The following is an 18,807-nucleotide window of genomic DNA, read 5'->3' as shown; positions in this document are numbered from 1 at the left end:
AGTCGCTAAGGCAATATTCGGGCAATGCCACGCTTCGCCCTATTTGCCTTCATCTCCCTGTTTTCGCTAGCCCTGCCGGCCTGGGGAGGCGGTATTGCGCTCGTCATGAGCGATCGCGGGGGCGCCTACGCCGATTTCTCTTCGACGCTGGAAGAGGCACTGGCTGGCACGACCTGGAGCATTTCGGCCAGACATCAGGCCGAAGCGATCCCGCCCTTGGCCGGCCAGGCCGAACTGGTCGTTACTGTCGGCAGCGATGCCTTGCGCAAAACGCTGGGCCGGAGCGACAACCCGCCGATCATCGCCACCCTGCTGCCCCGGCAAAGTTACGAAAAAATACTCGCCGAATTCCGCCGCCCCGGTCGTATCACCGCCATCTACCTCGATCAGCCACCAGCGCGCCAGGCGGCATTTATCAATCATCTGCTCCCCGGCCTGAAACGGGTCGGGATGCTCGTCAGTAACGAAACGAGAAACGTCGCCGGGCAGTACCGCCACACTTTCAGCGGTGCCGGCCTGACGCTGGACAGCGAAGATGCCGACACCGAATCAACGCTGCTGCCAGCGTTGAATTCACTACTTGGCCGGGTAAATGTCCTGATCGCCGTTCCCGACAGCAAGATTTACCATCGAAACAACATCAAGCCCATCCTGATTACGGCCTTTCGTTACCAGCGGCCGGTCATTGGCTATTCCCCCGCCTTCGTCAACGCCGGCGCCCTCGCCGCACTACACAGCACGCCCGCCCAGATAGCCCGCCAGACGGCCGACACGATTGTCGCCCACGGCACCAATTTGCCCGCTCCAGCCGCCCCAAGTCAGTTCGCCATCGCCATCAACGGCAATGTCGCTCAGTCATTAGGCCTCAACATTTCCGATGAGGCCGCTATCCGGCGAGCCATGGCCACCGACAGGGAGGCCCGATGAGTCACCTTACCCTCCGCCATCGCCTGCTGTTGCTGACGCTGCTGCCCAGCGCGCTGATCGCCATCGTGCTTGTCGGCTATTTCACCTACAGTGGCATCCGCACACTCGAAGGCGAGCTGCGCGCCAAGGGCATGGCAACGGTCCGCTATCTGGCGCCGGTCAGCGAGTACGGCATTATTGCCGGGCAACTCGAAAGCCTGCACGGGCTCGCCCAAGCCACCGTCCAGGAATCGGGGGTCAAGGCTGCCGTCGTCGTCAACCAGAAGGGCCGCACCATCGCCGTCAGCGGACGCGTTTCGCTGGCCGCCGATGAACTGCGGCGAACCATGAGCGAGCCCATGCAGGTCGGCGAAACCGAATACTGGATTGCCTTCGGCGCCCCGGTCAAACGCTCGATCAGTGAATCCGACGTGCTGTTCGAGCAAAACGCCAGCAGCAAGACCCTCCCCCCGGAAATCATCGGCTACGTTTTTGTTGAGTTCGACAAGACTGAGCTGGCCAACCGGCAGCGTCAGTTGCTGCAGCGCGGACTGATGATCGTACTGTCCGGCCTGCTCATACTGGCCGCGCTCGCCATCGCCATGGCAGACAACCTCGCCCGGCCGGTCATGCGTCTGGTCCAGGCCATTCACGGCATGTCATCAGGCCGCCTGGACACACGAGTTCCAGCGACATCGAGCGGCGAAATCGGCATTCTCGAAAATGGCTTCAACGAAATGGCCACCCATATCGAGGAAGTGCATTTCTCGATGCAATCCCGCATCGAGGAAGCGACAGCCCAGCTCGCCTTCCAGGCCCGGCACGATGCACTGACCGGCCTGCTCAACCGGCGCGAATTCGAACATCGGCTGGAGAAAGCGCTGGCCGGCGTCCAGGCTGGCGGCGAGGAATTCTCGGTGCTCTTTCTCGACCTCGACCGCTTCAAGCAGGTCAACGACAACTGTGGCTACCTGGCCGGAGATGAATTGCTCCGGCAGATGGCCTTGCTGTTTCAGGGGCGACTGCGCGAAGAAGATACGCTGGCCCGCCTCGGCGGCGACGAATTCAGCATCATGCTGGCCAATTGCAGCGGCTCGCGCGCCAACCAGGTGGCAGAAGACATCTGTGGCCTCGCCGCCGCCTATCGTTTTATCTGGCAGGATAAGGTTTTTGCCATCGGTACCAGCATCGGGCTGACCACGGTCAACCGCAAGGTTCGCAACATTAATGAAGTACTCGCGGCCGGCGATGCCGCCTGCCACCGCGCCAAGGAAAGTGGCCGCAACCGCGTTTGCGAGCAGGAGGCGCAACTCAGCGCGGACCGTCGACAGGAAACCAGCAACTGGGCCAGTCGCATCGCCAATGCACTGGCCGATGACAGACTCCTGGTCGAAGCCATGCCGCTACGCGCCCTCCAGCATCCGTCAGGCAGCCATCTCGTCGAGCTAACTGCCCGGCTCAACGAGCCCGGCCAGCCACCAGTCACCCTGTCTGCCCTGAGCGATGCGGCCGAACGCTACGACCTCGCGCCCGCCATCGACCAGCGCCTGATCGAAACCGCGATCGCCGCCCTGGCTCGCGCCAAGAGTCAGCAGAAACTGCTGCATTGCCTTGTCCCGCTTTCCCGTGCTTCAGTCGGCAATCGCGATACCGTCGACTTCATCACGCGCAACCTGAGCAGCCGCAATCTGCCCGGAAACCGACTGTGCTTCGTCTTTTCCGAAGATACCCTGACGCTCCTGACCAGCCAGGCCATGGAGTTCTCCCGCCAGATGCGTGCGCTCGGCTGTCAGATCGGGCTGGACGATTTCGGCGGCGGGCTATCATCATTCACCCACTTGCGCAGCATCACGCCAAGTTACGTCAAACTCAGCCGCAGCCTGACCCGCGAACTGGGCGGAAATCGCGCATCAACTGCGCTATTGCGGGCCGTTCAGGAAATTACCGCCGATCAGAATATACATACGATCGCCGATGGCGTTGACGATCTGGACACACTGGAACAACTGCGCAGCCTGGGAGTCGACTTTGCCGAAGGCAAAGCTGTTGCTCCCAGCGAACCCTTTGAGGTTTGGCTAGAGGGCGCAGTGATGCGCTCAGCCTAGAACGGCGTCAGCGAATCAAAAATCAAGCCGCAGGCTGACCCACTGGCGGCGTTCGACGATGCGCCCATCCGGATTCGGATTTGTATCGTCGGGATTTGGCCCTTTGTACTCGTTGTGTGCGCCATTAAGGCTTTGTACGGTCAAGGCAATCTCTCCCGCCAACCCGCCCGACCGGAACGGGTAACCAAGGCGCACGTCAAACCGTCGATAGCGTTGCGCAGTCGTGTTTGTGCTCCACTTCATCGACTCCTGCCAATAACCGGCAGTTGAAAACTCCAAGCCGAGTGGCAATTTCTGGATCAACAGCGCCGACGTTGATCGCGCGGGCATCGAGCGCTCGGTCAACTCCCGAATCTGGACTGCTTTGACTGTAGTCAAAGTTGAATTGCTCAGCGCAAGCGCAGAAGACTGGTAGTCACTGGAAATATTCGCCAAGGTCTGCGTGAAGACAAGACGAGTGGTATCAAATGGCTGCCATTTAAACTGGTATTCAACACCCTGGATTTCGACACTCTGAATCGGCACCGTCGACAATCCGATCAGAGGGCTCGTTGTATCCATATCAATCTTGTACAAGCGGTTCCGGATGCGCTCGCTGAATACCCGAACATCAAGACTGGCCCGCCAGTCTCGCCAGTCGCCAAGATACCCCGCCTCCAGCGTATCCAGGCCTTCGGTCGCCATCAAGTCCGGGCGAGCACTGAAAAAGGAAATCCCAAAGGCCCTTTGCTGGCCTCGGTAATCAACGGTGCTTCCGGTGTGATAAGCCCGTGAATAGCCAAGGCGTAACGTATCCTCCGGAGTCAAATGAAAATTGCTGCTGACCCGCGGCGAAACATGCATCCCTACAAGCGAATCATCCTCTAGCGCCAGACCGGCATTGCCGGTGAACCAATGAGTCGGCCGCCACTCCAGATTACCGAAGACGCGACCAATACTGCGGTTAACCTCCCCCATCCCGGGCAATGACCACTCCGAGCGCATTGCGTCTTCGCGCCATCCACCGCCCCAAACCATGCGGACGGCCTTGTCTATTTTCAAACTATGCTGCACCTCGAATTCATGTCGCACGCCTTCATCGCCTGACTGATTGATATGCAAATTCGAAAATGTAAATGCATCATCGGAACGGTCGACCACATAGGAATAACGAAACTGGAAATCCGAATCAGCGGAAAAAACACGCCGCCAAATGACTTGGGCATAGCTATCTGACTGACGCATCTGCCGCATGGGGTTTTCCGGATTCTGCTGCCATAAACCACCCACCAATTTATTCCGGCCATTCTGGATTACCCCGTCAGTCCGTCCCATGGACAACTGGAGACTATCCCTCTCGCTCAACACCACGTCGGCACGAAAATCAAAGAGCCTGGAAAAATACGAATCGATCCAGTCATAGCGATTCGTCAGACCATCATCATTTAGCTGCTTGTAGGTAAAACGAAAATCACCCACCTCACCGATTTTTCCGCCCACCCGAAATCCGTAGTCGCGAACATTCTGGTTGCCGTAGCTGGACGAAACCGAGAAGCCGCGCGTCAAGGCTGGATCGACAGTCACAATGTTGATCACCCCGAGAAAGGCGTTACTGCCGTAGGAAACGGCATTTGTCCCGCGCACGACCTCGATGCGCTCGATATCTTCAAGCGCGACCGGCAATGTCGCCCAGTTAACGCCGCCGCCAAACAATGGCGAATACATCGATCGCCCATCGATAAGAACCTGGACCCGCGATGAATAATCCCCGTCTCCCATGCCGTGGTAGGTTGCCCGCGCCGACTCGGTATTATTCGGATAGGTCTGAAACCCGGGCACCAGGCGGAAAATATCATTGAGGTCACGTGCCCCGGAGGCCTTGATCATCTCGCGGTCGACAACCGTTACGGCAGCGGGAGCATCCGCCAGTCTCTGCGGCAGGCGACTGACCGATGCCACAATCGGCAATTCACTAAAGTATGCATCCTCATCCGCCGCCCAAGCATTGCCGCAAATCCAGACACCCGTCAGCACGATGGCCAACGAGGCACATGGCAAATTGCCGGGTATAGTTGTCACAACCCCGGCGTTTCCATTTTTTCGATCTCACCCGGTACCGCCACAGCCTGCTTCCAGGCCTCGGCAAAACATGGCGACTGCGCACCGAGCTTCACGCCGTGCCGATTGCAGGCCACCAAGCATAAAGCCAGCCCAGCCTGATCGACCACGGTGACGCCTTCGAGATCTATTTCATCCACCCCTACTCTCGTCAAGGCATGCATGAAATCATTGCGCAGAGGGTTTCCGAGGCCACCGGTGATCCGCATAATTTTCTTGCCGCCCAACTCGCGCACAGCAAGAATCGAGGCATTCCCAGATGCCAGGGCCGAACTAATGGCATCGTCGATAAGTATCTGGTTGATTGGCCCGGTCTGAAAGCGGACGCCAAACAGGTCGCCGACACGACTAACAACCGTGGCTGGAACATCAATCATTGGCGAACCGAAAACCCGAAACTCACAGCCGATGTTGTGCGAAATTTCGAGCGGCATGTCTGTCCGCACCATCAGGCCGGACAAAGAGAGATTTTCGATCAACCCTTCGCCGATCGCCCCCCCAAAGCCAATACTGACTCTAGGCAAGTTGCCGAAACGAATTCGTTGATGCCGCCGTTGTTCCAGCATTGTGGCCAAAGCTTTCTAGAAATTTGTTTTCTTGGGATTTTAGCAAATCTTTACCACGCTACCACCTATTGCATAACAGGATCGTTACATTGACTTTTAGCGCCCTGCTCGGTATTGTCTGCAGACGCTGGGAGACCTCCAGTTGCGCCGATTTGAGCTCTGATTGCGGGCGCTAAATAAATTCAGCTAAAGCGGGAACCACCCAGTTCGCCCGACGAGTTCACGTTTAAGGCCAACTGGGTTTTTGTATTCAGGAACAGCATGCCAGGACAATCCGTCGGCACCGTCGACTCGCAGCGGGCCCACTTCGATCAGCCATTGCATTTACGCAGTGGTGGGATTTTGCCCGCCTACGATCTGGTTTATGAAACGTACGGGACGCTCAACGCAGCAAAGTCAAACGCTATCCTGGTCTGCCATGCGCTTTCCGGCCATCATCATGTCGCTGGTTATTACGCTGACCAGCCGGAAAATATCGGCTGGTGGGACAACATCGTCGGTCCGGGACGGCCGCTCGATACCGACAGATTCTTCATCGTCGGCCTGAACAATCTGGGCGGCTGCCATGGCTCGACCGGGCCGTCCTCGATCAATCCGGCCACAGGCAAACCATGGGGGGCCGATTTTCCGATTGTTGCGGTCAATGACTGGGTGCACGCCCAGGCCAGACTGGCCGACCGGCTTGGCATCGACAGCTGGGCCGCTGTCATGGGCGGCAGTCTGGGTGGCATGCAGGCGTTGCGCTGGAGCATTACCTACCCGGAGCGGGTACGCAACGCAATTGTCATTGCGGCTGCGCCCAAGCTGTCGGCGCAAAATATTGCCTTCAACGATGTCGCCCGCCAGGCCATCCTGACCGACCCGGATTTCCACGGCGGCAATTACTATGAACACAACACACGACCGCTACGCGGCCTGCGCCTAGCCCGCATGCTCGGCCACATCACCTACCTGTCGGACGACCAGATGGGTGCGAAATTCGGCCGCGAACTACGCAATAGTGCGTTTTCATTCGGTTTTGATGTCGAATTCGAGGTCGAATCCTATCTGCGCTACCAGGGCGACAAGTTTGCCGGCTACTTCGATGCCAATACCTATCTGCTGATGACCAAGGCGCTCGACTATTTCGACCCGTCGCGCGAGGACAACGGCAACCTGATTGCCACCATGGCACGCAGCAAGGCAAACTACCTGATAGCCTCGTTTACGACTGACTGGCGCTTCACTCCGGCGCGCTCGAAGGAGATTGTCGCTGCCCTGCTGGCCAATGGACGGAATGTTTCCTATGCCGAAATCGACCTCAATTTTGGTCACGACTCTTTCCTGATGGAAGACGCCCACTATCACGGTGTGGTCGATGCCTATCTGCGGAATATCAAGCTATGACGCATACGCTGGGGCGCCCTGATTTCGAACTGATCGCGGGCTGGATCGAGCCGGGCCACCGTGTGCTCGATCTTGGCTGTGGCGATGGCACGCTGCTCAAACATCTGATCGACCTGCGCGGGGTGCAAGGTGTCGGCGTCGAAATCGACGACGCCAATGTGCTCGCCGCCATCAAAAACGGCATTAATGTTATCCAGGGCAACCTGGAGCGCGGCCTCGATGAGTTCGCCGATCAGGCTTTCGACCATGTGGTGCTATCCCGCACACTTCAGACCGTGCGTCACACCGAAGGCATCCTGCGTGAAATGCTGCGTGTCGGACGCGAAGCTGTGGTCTCCTTCCCCAATTTCGCCTACTGGAAAAATCTGCGTTCGGTGCTCAATGGCCGCATGCCGGTTTCCGAGGATCTTCCTTACCAGTGGTATGACTCGCCCAATGTGCGCTTCTTCACCCTGCTCGATTTCGAGGACTTGTGCGGCAAGATGGGGTTGATCATCCGCGAGCGTAGCGTCCTCGATGAAGAGGGCAATCCAGTCACCAGCGAGGTCAATTTCCTTGGCAGCCTGGCGGTCTATCGACTGACACAGAACCGCTGATGCCGGCCTGGCTTGCTGCCTTGCTCAGCCGGAAGATGCTGATCTGCATCTTTACCGGTTTCAGTTCAGGCCTGCCGCTTTACCTGCTACTCAACCTGCTGCCCGCCTGGTTACGCAGCGAAGGCGTGGACCTCAAGACCATCGGTTTTTTTGCCCTGATCCAGTTTCCCTACACCTGGAAATTTCTATGGTCACCGCTCCTTGACCGCTTCAGCGTTCCCGGATTCGGCCGACGCCGGGGCTGGATGCTACTAACCCAAATCGGCCTGTTATTTGTCATTGGGTCACTCGGCGGACTAGATCCGAAAGAGAGCATCTGGCCTATACTGTGGCTCGCCGCACTGCTGGCTTTTCTGTCGGGCACGCAGGATATTGCGGTCGACGCGTTCAGACGTGAAATTCTGGACGATAACGAACTGGGCTTAGGTAATGCCGTCCACGTCAATGCCTACCGCATTGCCGGCCTGATTCCAGGTTCGCTATCGCTGATCCTGGCCGATCGCCTCCCGTGGAATGAAGTCTTCTGGATCACCGGCGCCTTCATGATCCCCGGCATGGTGATGGCTTGGCTGGTTAGCGAACCACTCGTCAGAGGGGCTCCCAAAACCCTGCGCCAGGCAGTTACCGAACCGTTTCATGAATTCATCGGCCGGCAAGGCTGGCGCGGCGCGGCGATGGTCCTCGGCTTCATCTTCCTCTACAAACTGGGTGATAGCCTGTGCACTGCTCTGGCCACCCCGTTTTACCTCGACATGGGCTTTACCAAGACCGATATAGGCCTTATCGCCAAGCACGCCGGCCTATGGCCAGCGGTGATTGGAGCCCTGCTCGGCGGCTTGTGGATGATACGGCTCGGCATCAACCGGGCACTATGGCTGTTCGGAGTCGTACAACTGGTGTCAATTTTCGGCTTTGCCTGGCTGGCCTCGCAAGGACACTATGCCAGCATCGGCGCCGAAGAGCGCATCGCGCTGGCCTTCGTCATCAGCCTCGAAGCGCTGGGTGTCGGTCTGGGAACCGCCGCTTTCGTCGCCTTCATCGCCCGTTCGACACATCCAGCCTACACGGCCACCCAGATGGCGCTCTTTACCAGCCTAGCTGCCGTACCACGTACCTTCATCAATGCTTCAGCCGGATGGCTGGTCGAAACGCTGGGCTGGAGCAGTTTCTACTGGCTATGTGTGGTACTGGCCGTGCCGGGAATGGTGCTATTGCTGAAAGTTGCCCCCTGGCACGAAACCGCAACAAACACTAGTCGCCCCGCCTGACTCGGCGCCTGTCCAGCCACCAGGCGTAAATGGGCAGAAACAAGATGGAGCCCGGCAGGAGCAGGGCTATCAGATAAGGCGACAGACGAACCATGCGGCGCAAATGCCGGATGAGTTCCAATTTTTCATCTGGCGTCCAGTGGCCACCATTGCGAACCTTCATCAATAGCGGCATGATGCCGCGCGTCGCAATCAGCTCGGCCAGGACCCGGCGTACCTGACGGCGTTGCGAAGAAACCATCTGTTGCCACCAGCCGGGCAGTACAGTCTCGTCGCTCGCTGAATCACCCACGGTCAACGCGCACCGATCAGAGAACTTCGGATAGCCTGCCAGCCCCGCCAAAGGAAAAGTCCGCGCCTAGCCCAGCGCCAAGCCCGTCGCGGGCGAGCCACAACGGCAATAAAAACTGCGACCCCGATAGCTGCCGGGTGATGTTTTAGCCAGTCAACACCCTTGAGGACGGTATCGCCCCGAGCCAGCGCCGCCTCAAGCGGAACCGAATGCTGCGCCAGCGTGCGCCGCTGTTCATCGATACGCGCCTTCAGGGCGCCATGCCGAGTGGCCAGTTCCAGTATTTTCGGATTCATTCCGGCTTGTTGCGATTGCGACGCAAAAGCGCCATGTCAGCTTCCAGCTCCGACAGACTCGCCCGAAACATCTTGCTCGGTTGCGCCGTTTGTCGTTTTAGCGAAGCGATCAGAAACAAGGCGCCTCCGATAAATAGCACTGCGAAGGTGCCGAAAAGTAAAACCCGGTGCTCCCAGAAAGCCAGCGCCAGACAAAAAATGGCCAAGACAACACCCACGGCAAGCATGAACGCCGCACCGATCGCCTTCGACCAGAGCGACATGAGGCGAAGCTTCTCTTCCTCAAGCTCCGTGACAAGGAGTTCGGCCCGCGTCTTGCCGATCGCGATCAGTGTCGCGACGCTGTTTTTCAGCGCGGCGAAGAGGCCTTCGCGACCCGCTTCACCGCCTGCCTGTTCAGCCATTCGCTTAGCGACGGCCGATCAGCACACCAAGGGCAAGACCCAGTGCCGCGGCAACACCGACGGCTTTCCAGGGCTCTTCGTGCACGAAATCATCGGTAGCACGGGCTGCAGCCTTGGTCTTGTCGACCAAAGCGGCTTCGAGATCAAGAACGCGCTCCTTGGTGTCACGCAGACGAACGCTCAGGCGGTCGCGAAGTTCGCTCACTTTTTCGCCAGCCGCACCAGCGGTGGCACGCAGCAATTCTTCGGTGTCGGAGATCACTACCTTCAGATCGGTAACCAACTTTTCCTTGTTGGCAGCAGTCATTTCTTCGGACATTTTCAACCTCGTTGGTGAGTTAAGCAGAAGTACAGATTATCCCTACTATGCGGCGAAATCAATGCACATTGAATGCTTATTTGAAGTCGTAATCGATGATCAGCGGCGCATGGTCGGAAAATCGCTCAGCCTTGTAGACCTCGGCCTTTCCTGCGGTTACGGCAATGCCAAGTGTGGCGATCTGGTAGTCAATCCGCCAACCGACATTCTTGGCCCAGGCCTGGCCGCGATTGCTCCACCACGTGTAACAGGCATCGGTGGCATCGGGGTGAAGGCGACGATAAACATCAGCCCAACCCTGTTCATCGAACACACGGCTTAGCCAGGCGCGTTCTTCCGGCAGGAAACCGGAGTTTTTCTGGTTCGACTTCCAGTTTTTCAGGTCGATCGCCTGGTGCGCAATGTTCCAGTCACCGCACAGGACGATTTCCCGACCTTCGGCACGCAGCGCGAGCATTTGCGGGAAAAATACGTCGAGAAAGCGGAATTTTGCCTCCTGCCGCTCCGGCGACGACGAGCCCGACGGCAAGTAGAGTGAGATCACCGACAGATTGCCGAAATCGGCCCGGATGTATCGCCCTTCGGCATCGAACTCGCCTCCGTCAAAGCCCTCGACCACCCGGTCCGGTGCCGCTCTGCTCCAGATGCCTACGCCGCTGTAACCTTTCTTTTCGGCACAGTGATAGAAGGCGTGCATACCATCCGGGGCCATCATTTCCGGCGTCAAATCCGGCAATTGAGCTTTGAGTTCCTGCAGGCAAAAAATGTCAGCGTTCTGCGACGAGGCCCAGGGCAGGACATTTTTGCTCCAGGCAGAGCGGATACCATTGAGATTCAGGGAGATGATGCGTAACATTGTGCAATGATCGACCCGGTTTTCCCGGTCGAATAGAATGGAAAAATATGGATTTTCGTCAGGATTTCATTGAATTTGCGCTGAGCTGCCAAGTACTGCGCTTTGGCGAATTCAAAACCAAGGCGGGAAGGCTCTCGCCCTACTTCTTCAATGCCGGTTTGTTCAACGATGGCAACTCGCTCGGCCGTCTCGCCGAATTCTACGCGAAAGCGGCCGAAGCTGGCGGTGTCGAGTTCGACATGCTGTTTGGCCCAGCCTACAAGGGCATTCCGCTGGTCGCCACGATCACCATGGCACTCGCCCAGCGCGGCCGCAATTTCCCCTTTGCCTACAACCGCAAGGAAGCCAAAGATCATGGCGAAGGCGGCAACATTGTTGGCGCACCGCTGACCGGCCGTGTGTTGATTGTCGATGACGTGATTTCGGCTGGAACCTCGGTCCGCGAGTCGGTTGAACTGATCCGCGCCGCTGGTGCCACCCCGGCCGGAGTATTGATTGCACTGGACCGCCAGGAACGCGGCCAGGGTGATCTGTCGGCGGTACAGGAAGTTCAGCGCGACTACGGGATCCCGGTCATCGCCGTGGCGGGGCTCAGCGACCTGATGTCTTTCCTCGCCCAACATCCTGAATTTGCCGCCCACCGCGACGCAGTCACGCGCTATCGGGAGCAGTACGGCATACATGCGTAAACTGCTCCTCGCCCCTCTGTTGTTGATTTCGCTTGGCTCAGCCCAAGCGGCGGGGGAGTTTTACTGCTGCCACGATCCGAGTACCGGTCGCCGGGTCTGCGGTGACATGTTGCCGGAGCAGTGCCGGGGACGCGCCTACCGCGTGCTGGACAGCGGCGGCAACATCGTCAAGGAAGTTGGCGCGGCACTGACACCAGAGCAAAAAGCCGAGCAGGTTCTCGAAAACCGGCGGCGCAAGCAGCTTGAAGATGCCAGTCGCGAACAGCGGCGGCGTGACCAGGCACTGCTCGACACTTATGCAATGCCCGAAGATATCGACCTCGCCCAGCGCAAGGCCGAGGCTGATGTGAACCTGGCCATTCTGGCGACCATCGCGCGCATTGACGAGGCACGTACCAAGCGCAAGAAATTCGAGAACGAGGCGGAGTTCTACAAGAAGAAAGCCATGCCGCCCGATCTTGAGCGGAATTTGCGCGCCCTCGACCATGAGATCAAGCTCCAGCAGGAACTGCTCGACATCAAGAAGCGCGATTTCGACTCGATCAAGGCCAAGTACGACGCCGACCGCAAGCGCTACTTCGAACTAACGCGGCGGCCGTTGCCGGCCACCGCGCCTGCTCCAATTCGCTGATCAGCCAGCCAGTTTTTGCTTGAGCAGGTCATTGACCTGCTGCGGATTGGCCTTGCCCTTGGCTGCCTTCATGACCTGACCGACCAGCGCGTTGAAGGCCTTTTCCTTGCCGGCCTTGAACTCGGCGACATTGGCCGGATTGGCCGCCAGCACTTCATCAACCAGAGACTCGATGGCACCGCTGTCGGTAATCTGCTTCAAGCCCTGCTTGTCGATGATCTCGTCAGCCGTCGATCCCTCGCCATTCCACAAGGCTTCGAACACCTTCTTGGCGATGTTGTTGGAGATGGTGTTGTCGGCGATGCGCAGGATCAGGCCAGCCAGTTGGGCGGCCGACACCGGCGATTCGGCGATTTCCTTGCCATCCTTGTTGAGACGGGCAGCCAGATCGACCATGACCCAGTTGGCGCACGGCTTGGCATTTGATTTTCCGGCGATTCCCACGGTCAACTGGAAAAAAGCGGCAATTTCGGAATTGGCTGTCAGCGTCGTGGCATCGTAATTAGACAGGCCGAATTCGCTGATGAAGCGTTCGCGCATCTGAACCGGCAACTCCGGCAGCTCGCTCTGGACGCGGGCAATCCATTCGCTCGAAATGACCAGCGGCAACAGGTCTGGATCCGGGAAATAACGGTAATCATGCGCATCTTCCTTGCTGCGCATCATGCGGGTCTCGCCAGTATCCGGGTCGAACAACACGGTGGCCTGCTCAATCCTGCGACCTTCTTCGATTTCGTTGATCTGCCACTGGACTTCGAAGTCGATGGCTTCCTTGAGGAAACGGAAGGAGTTCAGATTCTTGATTTCGCGGCGAGTGCCAAATTCGGCCTGGCCTTTCGGGCGTACTGAAACGTTGGCGTCGCAGCGGAAAGAACCTTCCTGCATGTTGCCGTCGCAGATGCCGATCCACTGCACCAGTGCGTGCAGCGACTTGGCGTAGGCAACAGCTTCGTCGGACGATCGCATGTCCGGCTCGGAAACGATTTCAAGCAGCGGCGTGCCGGCGCGGTTGAGGTCGATACCCGATTTGCCCTGAAAATCTTCGTGCAGCGATTTGCCAGCATCTTCTTCGAGGTGGGCGCGCGTCAGACGGACAACCTTTTCGTACGCCTTGTCGCCTTGGCCTACCTGCAGCGTGATGTTGCCACCGACAACGACGGGCAGGTCCATCTGGCTGATTTGGTAGCCCTTGGGCAGATCCGGGTAAAAGTAGTTCTTGCGAGCAAAAACCGACTTTTGCGCGACTTCGGCACCGATGGCCAGGCCAAAGCGAATGGCGCACTCGACCGCTTTCTTGTTGAGCACCGGCAAGACGCCCGGCAAGGCGAGATCGACCGCGCACGCCTGGGTATTCGGCGCTGCGCCGAAGGCCGTCGAAGCACCCGAGAAAATCTTCGAAACCGTCGCCAGTTGCGCGTGCGTTTCGATACCGATCACTACTTCCCACTGATTCATCGTTTCATCCGTTTCAGAAACACTGCCCGCTCTTCGCCTCGACCATGATCGGCCAGAGATAGTCGAAGGCCTGCCCGTCGCAGGACTTGGGACAACTGTTGAATGCAATCGTTACTTTCGGACCCTGTTCCCACATGCGAACCAGGCAATCCGACTGTTTCTTGTGGCGCAGCAGGGCTTGCGGCATTTTTTCGACCTGCTCGAACTCGTTGAGGTCAAAGCGGCAGGTTCCGTGGCCCTTCATGCTGACCTGGGCGACGAAGGTCTTGACCTGGGCTTCCTTGACCAGCAGATCGAGCCGTGTCTGCGTCCCGATCGCATCGCGGTGCGTGCAGCGTGAGCGGACATTGAGCGGGCGCGTCGGCTGCGGCTTGAGGTTGCGATTGGCCAGATACTTCAGTGTCGAGTTTTTGAATTTCGGTTCTTTGCTTTCAGTGCCCTGCTTCTCGACCACTGGTTCCTCGTCAGCTGCGATTTCCGGCTGCTTCTCGACCTCGGCGCAACCGGCCGCTGTCAAAACGACAACAAGCAACAGACGCCGCCACATGCCTATTCGATGGCCGCCCGGCGCTGATGCCAGTCGGTCGCCTGCTGATAACGGTGGGCAACGTTGAGCAATGCTCCTTCGGCAAAGTAGTTGCCAATTAACTGCAAACCAACCGGCAAGCCGCCGACAAAGCCACAGGGAATCGACATGCCGGGCAAGCCGGCCAGATTCACGGCGATGGTGTAGATGTCCGAGAGGTACATCTGGACCGGATCAGCGGCTTTTTCGCCGAGCTTGAAGGCGGTCGACGGCGAGGTCGGCCCCATGATCACGTCACAGGACTTGAAGGCTTCGACGAAATCGTTGGCGATCAAGCGACGGATGCGCTGCGCCTGCAGGTAATAAGCGTCGTAATAGCCGTGCGACAGGACATAGGCGCCAATCATGATGCGCCGTTTGACCTCGGCCCCGAAGCCCTGGGCGCGGGTCTTCTCGTACATCTGCTCGAGATTGTCGTACTCGGGAGCGCGATAACCGTAACGCGCGCCGTCAAAGCGCGACAGGTTGGAACTGGCCTCGGCCGGCGCGATGACGTAATAGGCCGGAACCGACAAATGCGAATTGGGCAGCGAGACTTCGACCGTCGTCGCACCGAGTTTTTCGTATTCGGCAATCGCAGCGCGCACGGCGGCCATCACTTCGGCATCGCAACCTTCGCCGAAGAATTCCTTGGGCAGGCCGATGCGCAGACCGTCAAGCGGCTTTTCCAGATCGCGGGTGTAGTCTTCGACCGGACGATCCAGCGAGGTCGAATCGCGCTCGTCGAAACCAACCATGGTATTGAGTAGCAGCGCACAGTCTTCGGCGCTGGCCGCCATCGGGCCGCCCTGGTCGAGCGACGAGGCGAAGGCGATCATGCCGTAACGCGAAACGACACCATAGGTCGGCTTGAGGCCGGTCAGATTGCACAGTGCGGCCGGCTGGCGGATCGAGCCACCGGTATCGGTGCCAGTCGCCGCCGGGGCCAGACGGGCCGCCACCGCAGCGGCCGAACCGCCGGAAGATCCGCCGGGAACCCGACTCGTATCCCACGGGTTACGCACCGGACCGAAGAACGAGGTTTCGTTCGACGAACCCATGGCGAATTCGTCCATGTTCGTCTTGCCGAGCGATACCAGACCGGCTTCGGCATGCATTTTGTGAATGACCGTCGCGTCGTAGGGCGAGACGAAATTGGCCAGCATTTTCGAGCCACAAGTCGTCGTCCAGCCTTCGGCGCAGAAGATGTCTTTTTGGGCGATCGGGATGCCGGTCAGCGGGCCGGCAGTACCGGCCGCAATACGCGCATCGGCGGCGATTGCCATTTTCAGGCTTTTTTCCCGGTCGACCGTGATAAAGGCGTTGAGCGTCGGGTTCAGACGTTCGATACGGTCAAGAAACAGCGACGACAGCTCAACGCTCGAAATCTGCTTGGCGGCCAGCGCCTGCGCCAGTTGCTTCAGGCTTTTATTGATCATTCGATCACCTTCGGCACGAGATAGAGACCGGCTTCGGTGTCCGGGGCGACGGCCTGATAAGCGGCACGACGGTCACCTTCGGTGACGACATCTTCGCGCAAGCGCTGGCTGACATCCTGGGCATGTGCCATCGGTTCGACGCCACGGGTATCGACCGCCTGCATCTCCTCGATCAACTGGAAGATGCCATTGAGGTGACCCTGGGTGGTCAGCGCTTCGCCATCGCTGATCTCGATTCGGGCGAGATGGGCGATGCGTTTAACCTGTTCTAATGTGAGCGACATGGGGTCCGGAGACTTTATTGCAGCGCACAAAGTCTTAAAATGGAAAGCGTTATAAGGTATCATAAAAGTTTTCCCTACCGCACCCCCCAAGCGGAGCATACATGTTCGGTTTCCTCAGCAAATACTTCTCGAATGACCTCGCCATCGACCTTGGCACCGCCAATACGCTGATCTATGTGCGGGCGCGTGGCATCGTCCTGGACGAGCCGTCAGTCGTCGCCATCCGCCTCGAAGGCGGCCCCAACGCCAAAAAAACCATCCAGGCTGTCGGCCGTGAAGCCAAAGACATGCTTGGCAAGGCCCCGGGCACCATTACCGTCATCCGTCCGATGAAGGACGGCGTCATTGCCGACTTCACCGTCACCGAGCAGATGCTCAAGCAATTCATCAAGAAGGTGCACGACTCGAAGCTGTTCAGCCCGAGCCCGCGCATCATCATCTGCGTCCCGTCCGGTTCGACCCAGGTCGAACGTCGCGCCATTCGCGAATCCGCTCTCGGCGCTGGCGCCAGCCAGGTTTACCTGATCGAGGAGCCGATGGCTGCGGCGATCGGTGCCGGCCTGCCGGTTTCCGAAGCGACCGGTTCGATGGTCGTCGACATCGGCGGCGGCACCACCGAAGTCGGCGTCATCTCGCTCGGCGGCATGGTCTATGCCGGCTCCGTGCGAGTCGGCGGCGACAAGCTCGACGAAGCGATCATCAATTACATCAGCCGCAACTACGGCATGATGATCGGCGAGAACACCGCCGAAAACATCAAGAAGAACATCGGCTCCGCCTTTCCGGGCGCCGAGGTCAAGGAAATGGAAGTTTCCGGCATCAACAAGGCCGAAGGCATCCCGCGCAAGTTCACGATTTCCTCCAACGAAATCCTCGAAGCGCTAACCGACCCGCTCAACCAGATCGTTTCCGCCGTGAAGTCCGCGCTGGAAAAGACCCCGCCCGAACTCGGTGCCGACATTGCCGAAAAGGGCATGGTGCTGACCGGCGGCGGCGCGTTGTTGCGCGATCTCGACCGTCTGCTCATGGAAGAAACCGGCCTGCCGGTGATCGTGGCCGACGAACCGCTGACCTGCGTGGCCCGTGGTTGCGGCATGGCGCTGGAAAAAATGGACAAGCTGGGCAGCATTTTTGCCTCGGACTGACCGTTGACCGCAGCACGACAAGGTTAAGCGATGGCCGGCATCGACCACGCACCACCACCGTTCTTCAAGCAAGGGCCAGCGCCGCTGGCCCTTCTGACTTTCTACATCGCCGTTTCCCTGGCGATTTTTGTCGTCGACCTGCGTTTCCAGAGCCTTGAGCTGCTGCGCCAGAGCATTGCGCTGATCGTTGATCCGGTCCAGCGCGTTGCCCAGACGCCGGGTAGTCTGGTCGATTACGCGGCCAGTTATCTGCAGGGCATGCGCGGTCTGCAGCAGGAAAACAATGCGCTCAAGCACGCCCAGCTCAGCACCGCCCCCAATCTGCAGCGACTGGCCCAGCTCGAAGCCGAAAATGAACGGCTGCGCAAACTGCTGTCGGTCAAGGAGCGCGAGAAAGCCAACGGCCAGGTAACGCAGATTCTGTATACGGCGCGCGACCCCTTCTCGCGCAAGATCATCGTCGACAAGGGCCAGCAGGCCGGCATTGTGGCCGGACAGCCAGCCATCGACGAGACCGGCGTCGTTGGCCAGGTCACCCGCGTTTTCCCGTTCTCGGCCGAAATCACGCTGATTACCGACAAGGATCAGGTCGTACCGGTCCAGATCGTCCGCAGCGGCCAGCGCTCGGTCGTTTTCGGTCTCGGCAACGGCCAGCTCGAACTGCGTTACATGCCGGCCAACGCCGACATCCAGATCGGCGACGTACTGGTCACTTCCGGTCTTGACGGCATTTATCTGCCGGGCTTCCCGGTCGCCAAGATCGTCAATATCGAACGTGACAGCGCCTACTCATTCGCCCGCATTTTCTGCGTACCGATCGCCGGCGTCGAAAATTTCGGCGAGGTCATGGTCCTCGACCCGCGCCAGCCACTGCCCCCGGCACCGCCGCAATCGTCCGGCCGCCCGACTAGCAGCGACAAACCGGGACTGGGCGGCAAGAAAAAGAAATCTGCGGGCAAAGGAAACTGATGCAACCGACCTTTTCCTCTTCGCGCATCCTGCAGCCCGTTCAGCCCTGGTTCATTTTCTTCAGCCTGATCGGCGCGGTCGCCCTCAACTTCCTGCCCACGGCTCACTGGCCGGGCGTCCCCGACTGGGTCGCGCTGGTGCTGTGCTTCTGGTGCATTCGCGAATTCCGCCGCGTCGGCATGGGCTGGGCCTTTGTCCTCGGTCTGCTCATGGATGTCGCCGATGGCGCCGTCCTCGGTCAGCATTGCTTCGCCTACGTGCTGCTCGCCTATACGGCAGCGGCATTGTCCCGGCGCATCCTGTGGTTCCCGCTGGTACAGCAGGCCTTGCAGGTGCTGCCCCTGCTGGTCGCCACGCAAATTTTCCAGGCCCTGATGCGCCTCGCAGTTGGCGCCGACTTTCCGGGCTGGGGCTATTTCATCGGCCCCGTTGTGGCAACGCTGCTCTGGATTCCGGCGACCTTCATCCTGCTCCTGCCCCAGTACCGGCCGGTCGAGCAGGACCCCAATCGCCCGATTTAAGACCGAGGCAGGCAGTAC

Annotated in this window: 21 protein-coding genes; 10 read left to right on the top strand and 11 right to left on the bottom strand. The window is 58.9% G+C overall.

Annotated elements, in window-relative coordinates; all coding sequences use genetic code 11:
- Positions 1–24 precede the first annotated feature (24 nt).
- Both KI613_RS00820 and KI613_RS00815 read left to right on the top strand, forming a co-directional pair.
- The gene (locus KI613_RS00820) at positions 25–927 is read left to right on the top strand and encodes an ABC transporter substrate-binding protein (protein ID WP_226403344.1); all 903 of its coding nucleotides are present in this window, start codon (positions 25–27) and stop codon (positions 925–927) included.
- The gene (locus tag KI613_RS00815) at positions 924–3,011 is read left to right on the top strand and encodes an EAL domain-containing protein (protein ID WP_226403343.1); all 2,088 of its coding nucleotides are present in this window, start codon (positions 924–926) and stop codon (positions 3,009–3,011) included. Before KI613_RS00820 ends, KI613_RS00815 begins: the two co-directional genes overlap by 4 nt.
- Positions 3,012–3,026: 15 nt before the next feature.
- Here the strand turns inward: KI613_RS00815 and KI613_RS00810 are convergent, their stop codons facing one another.
- Entirely contained in the window at positions 3,027–5,024 is a 1,998-nt protein-coding gene (locus KI613_RS00810) for a TonB-dependent receptor plug domain-containing protein (RefSeq protein ID WP_226405806.1), read from the bottom strand.
- A gap of 41 nt (positions 5,025–5,065) precedes the next feature.
- Entirely contained in the window at positions 5,066–5,674 is a 609-nt protein-coding gene (locus KI613_RS00805; RefSeq protein ID WP_226403342.1) for a PilZ domain-containing protein, read from the bottom strand.
- A gap of 261 nt (positions 5,675–5,935) precedes the next feature.
- On the opposite strand from KI613_RS00805, the gene metX reads away from it, so the two are divergent.
- The 3 genes from metX to KI613_RS00790 are packed head-to-tail and all read left to right on the top strand — an operon-like array spanning position 5,936 to position 8,924.
- The gene (gene metX, locus KI613_RS00800) at positions 5,936–7,060 is read left to right on the top strand and encodes a homoserine O-succinyltransferase MetX (protein WP_226403341.1); all 1,125 of its coding nucleotides are present in this window, start codon (positions 5,936–5,938) and stop codon (positions 7,058–7,060) included.
- The gene (metW, locus tag KI613_RS00795; protein WP_226403340.1) at positions 7,057–7,656 is read left to right on the top strand and encodes a methionine biosynthesis protein MetW; all 600 of its coding nucleotides are present in this window, start codon (positions 7,057–7,059) and stop codon (positions 7,654–7,656) included. Before metX ends, metW begins: the two co-directional genes overlap by 4 nt.
- A complete protein-coding gene (locus KI613_RS00790; RefSeq protein ID WP_226403339.1) occupies positions 7,656–8,924 on the top strand; it encodes an AmpG family muropeptide MFS transporter in 1,269 nt (422 codons plus the stop codon). The genes metW and KI613_RS00790 overlap by 1 nt, the downstream gene beginning before the upstream one ends.
- On the opposite strand, the gene KI613_RS00785 is transcribed toward KI613_RS00790, so the two are convergent.
- The 5 genes from KI613_RS00785 to KI613_RS00765 all read right to left on the bottom strand — a co-directional run bounded on the left by KI613_RS00785 (position 8,908) and on the right by KI613_RS00765 (position 11,091).
- Positions 8,908–9,216: a hypothetical protein gene (locus KI613_RS00785; RefSeq protein ID WP_226403338.1), complete on the bottom strand. Its 309-nt coding sequence runs from the start codon at positions 9,214–9,216 to the stop codon at positions 8,908–8,910. The genes KI613_RS00790 and KI613_RS00785 overlap by 17 nt on opposite strands.
- A 2-nt stretch (positions 9,217–9,218) precedes the next feature.
- Positions 9,219–9,512: a YqjK family protein gene (locus tag KI613_RS00780; RefSeq protein WP_226403337.1), complete on the bottom strand. Its 294-nt coding sequence runs from the start codon at positions 9,510–9,512 to the stop codon at positions 9,219–9,221.
- Positions 9,509–9,916 (bottom strand): phage holin family protein, encoded by a 408-nt coding sequence (locus KI613_RS00775; RefSeq protein WP_226403336.1) that lies wholly within the window; start codon positions 9,914–9,916, stop codon positions 9,509–9,511. The genes KI613_RS00780 and KI613_RS00775 overlap by 4 nt, the downstream gene beginning before the upstream one ends.
- Positions 9,917–9,920: 4 nt before the next feature.
- Entirely contained in the window at positions 9,921–10,235 is a 315-nt protein-coding gene (locus KI613_RS00770; RefSeq protein ID WP_226403335.1) for a DUF883 family protein, read from the bottom strand.
- Positions 10,236–10,311: 76 nt separating this feature from the next.
- The gene (locus tag KI613_RS00765) at positions 10,312–11,091 is read right to left on the bottom strand and encodes an exodeoxyribonuclease III (protein ID WP_226403334.1); all 780 of its coding nucleotides are present in this window, start codon (positions 11,089–11,091) and stop codon (positions 10,312–10,314) included.
- 47 nt (positions 11,092–11,138) lie between these two features.
- Here KI613_RS00765 and pyrE point away from each other — a divergent pair, with 47 nt between their 5' ends.
- Together pyrE and KI613_RS00755 are read left to right on the top strand one after the other, a co-directional pair.
- Entirely contained in the window at positions 11,139–11,780 is a 642-nt protein-coding gene (gene pyrE, locus KI613_RS00760) for an orotate phosphoribosyltransferase (RefSeq protein WP_226403333.1), read from the top strand.
- The gene (locus KI613_RS00755) at positions 11,773–12,411 is read left to right on the top strand and encodes a hypothetical protein (protein WP_226403332.1); all 639 of its coding nucleotides are present in this window, start codon (positions 11,773–11,775) and stop codon (positions 12,409–12,411) included. Before pyrE ends, KI613_RS00755 begins: the two co-directional genes overlap by 8 nt.
- Here KI613_RS00755 and gatB read toward each other — a convergent pair whose 3' ends face one another.
- The 4 genes from gatB to gatC are packed head-to-tail and all read right to left on the bottom strand — an operon-like array spanning position 12,412 to position 16,154.
- A complete protein-coding gene (gene gatB, locus KI613_RS00750) occupies positions 12,412–13,866 on the bottom strand; it encodes an Asp-tRNA(Asn)/Glu-tRNA(Gln) amidotransferase subunit GatB (protein WP_226403331.1) in 1,455 nt (484 codons plus the stop codon).
- A 13-nt stretch (positions 13,867–13,879) separates the two neighbouring features.
- Complete coding sequence (locus tag KI613_RS00745) at positions 13,880–14,413, bottom strand: hypothetical protein (protein ID WP_226403330.1); 534 nt, start codon at positions 14,411–14,413, stop codon at positions 13,880–13,882.
- A 2-nt stretch (positions 14,414–14,415) separates the two neighbouring features.
- Positions 14,416–15,870: an Asp-tRNA(Asn)/Glu-tRNA(Gln) amidotransferase subunit GatA gene (gene gatA, locus KI613_RS00740; RefSeq protein WP_226403329.1), complete on the bottom strand. Its 1,455-nt coding sequence runs from the start codon at positions 15,868–15,870 to the stop codon at positions 14,416–14,418.
- On the bottom strand, positions 15,867–16,154 hold the full coding sequence (gene gatC, locus KI613_RS00735) for an Asp-tRNA(Asn)/Glu-tRNA(Gln) amidotransferase subunit GatC (RefSeq protein ID WP_226403328.1): 288 nt from the start codon (positions 16,152–16,154) through the stop codon (positions 15,867–15,869). Before gatC ends, gatA begins: the two co-directional genes overlap by 4 nt.
- Before the next feature lie 101 nt (positions 16,155–16,255).
- On the opposite strand from gatC, the gene KI613_RS00730 reads away from it, so the two are divergent.
- From KI613_RS00730 to mreD, 3 genes are read left to right on the top strand one after another with little or no spacing between them, the layout of a single operon-like run.
- On the top strand, positions 16,256–17,299 hold the full coding sequence (locus tag KI613_RS00730) for a rod shape-determining protein (protein WP_226403327.1): 1,044 nt from the start codon (positions 16,256–16,258) through the stop codon (positions 17,297–17,299).
- Positions 17,300–17,329: 30 nt separating this feature from the next.
- A complete protein-coding gene (gene mreC, locus KI613_RS00725; RefSeq protein WP_226403326.1) occupies positions 17,330–18,268 on the top strand; it encodes a rod shape-determining protein MreC in 939 nt (312 codons plus the stop codon).
- On the top strand, positions 18,268–18,789 hold the full coding sequence (gene mreD / locus KI613_RS00720; RefSeq protein ID WP_226403325.1) for a rod shape-determining protein MreD: 522 nt from the start codon (positions 18,268–18,270) through the stop codon (positions 18,787–18,789). Before mreC ends, mreD begins: the two co-directional genes overlap by 1 nt.
- Positions 18,790–18,807 lie beyond the last annotated feature (18 nt).

It is taken from the genome of Ferribacterium limneticum (genome assembly GCF_020510585.1).
GTDB lineage: Bacteria > Pseudomonadota > Gammaproteobacteria > Burkholderiales > Rhodocyclaceae > Azonexus.
Note: the sequence above shows the minus strand (reverse complement) of the source record. Positions and strands in the feature narration are given on the sequence as shown.

Coding starts and splice junctions, on each gene's coding strand:
- KI613_RS00820 (WP_226403344.1), top strand. CDS start 25: ATGCCACGCTTCGCCCTATTTGCCTTCATCTCCCTGTTTTCGCTAGCC.
- KI613_RS00815 (WP_226403343.1), top strand. CDS start 924: ATGAGTCACCTTACCCTCCGCCATCGCCTGCTGTTGCTGACGCTGCTG.
- KI613_RS00805 (WP_226403342.1), bottom strand. CDS start 5,674: ATGCTGGAACAACGGCGGCATCAACGAATTCGTTTCGGCAACTTGCCT.
- metX (WP_226403341.1), top strand. CDS start 5,936: ATGCCAGGACAATCCGTCGGCACCGTCGACTCGCAGCGGGCCCACTTC.
- metW (WP_226403340.1), top strand. CDS start 7,057: ATGACGCATACGCTGGGGCGCCCTGATTTCGAACTGATCGCGGGCTGG.
- KI613_RS00790 (WP_226403339.1), top strand. CDS start 7,656: ATGCCGGCCTGGCTTGCTGCCTTGCTCAGCCGGAAGATGCTGATCTGC.
- KI613_RS00780 (WP_226403337.1), bottom strand. CDS start 9,512: ATGAATCCGAAAATACTGGAACTGGCCACTCGGCATGGCGCCCTGAAG.
- KI613_RS00775 (WP_226403336.1), bottom strand. CDS start 9,916: ATGGCTGAACAGGCAGGCGGTGAAGCGGGTCGCGAAGGCCTCTTCGCC.
- KI613_RS00770 (WP_226403335.1), bottom strand. CDS start 10,235: ATGTCCGAAGAAATGACTGCTGCCAACAAGGAAAAGTTGGTTACCGAT.
- KI613_RS00765 (WP_226403334.1), bottom strand. CDS start 11,091: ATGTTACGCATCATCTCCCTGAATCTCAATGGTATCCGCTCTGCCTGG.
- pyrE (WP_226403333.1), top strand. CDS start 11,139: ATGGATTTTCGTCAGGATTTCATTGAATTTGCGCTGAGCTGCCAAGTA.
- KI613_RS00755 (WP_226403332.1), top strand. CDS start 11,773: ATGCGTAAACTGCTCCTCGCCCCTCTGTTGTTGATTTCGCTTGGCTCA.
- gatB (WP_226403331.1), bottom strand. CDS start 13,866: ATGAATCAGTGGGAAGTAGTGATCGGTATCGAAACGCACGCGCAACTG.
- KI613_RS00745 (WP_226403330.1), bottom strand. CDS start 14,413: ATGTGGCGGCGTCTGTTGCTTGTTGTCGTTTTGACAGCGGCCGGTTGC.
- gatA (WP_226403329.1), bottom strand. CDS start 15,870: ATGATCAATAAAAGCCTGAAGCAACTGGCGCAGGCGCTGGCCGCCAAG.
- gatC (WP_226403328.1), bottom strand. CDS start 16,154: ATGTCGCTCACATTAGAACAGGTTAAACGCATCGCCCATCTCGCCCGA.
- KI613_RS00730 (WP_226403327.1), top strand. CDS start 16,256: ATGTTCGGTTTCCTCAGCAAATACTTCTCGAATGACCTCGCCATCGAC.
- mreC (WP_226403326.1), top strand. CDS start 17,330: ATGGCCGGCATCGACCACGCACCACCACCGTTCTTCAAGCAAGGGCCA.
- mreD (WP_226403325.1), top strand. CDS start 18,268: ATGCAACCGACCTTTTCCTCTTCGCGCATCCTGCAGCCCGTTCAGCCC.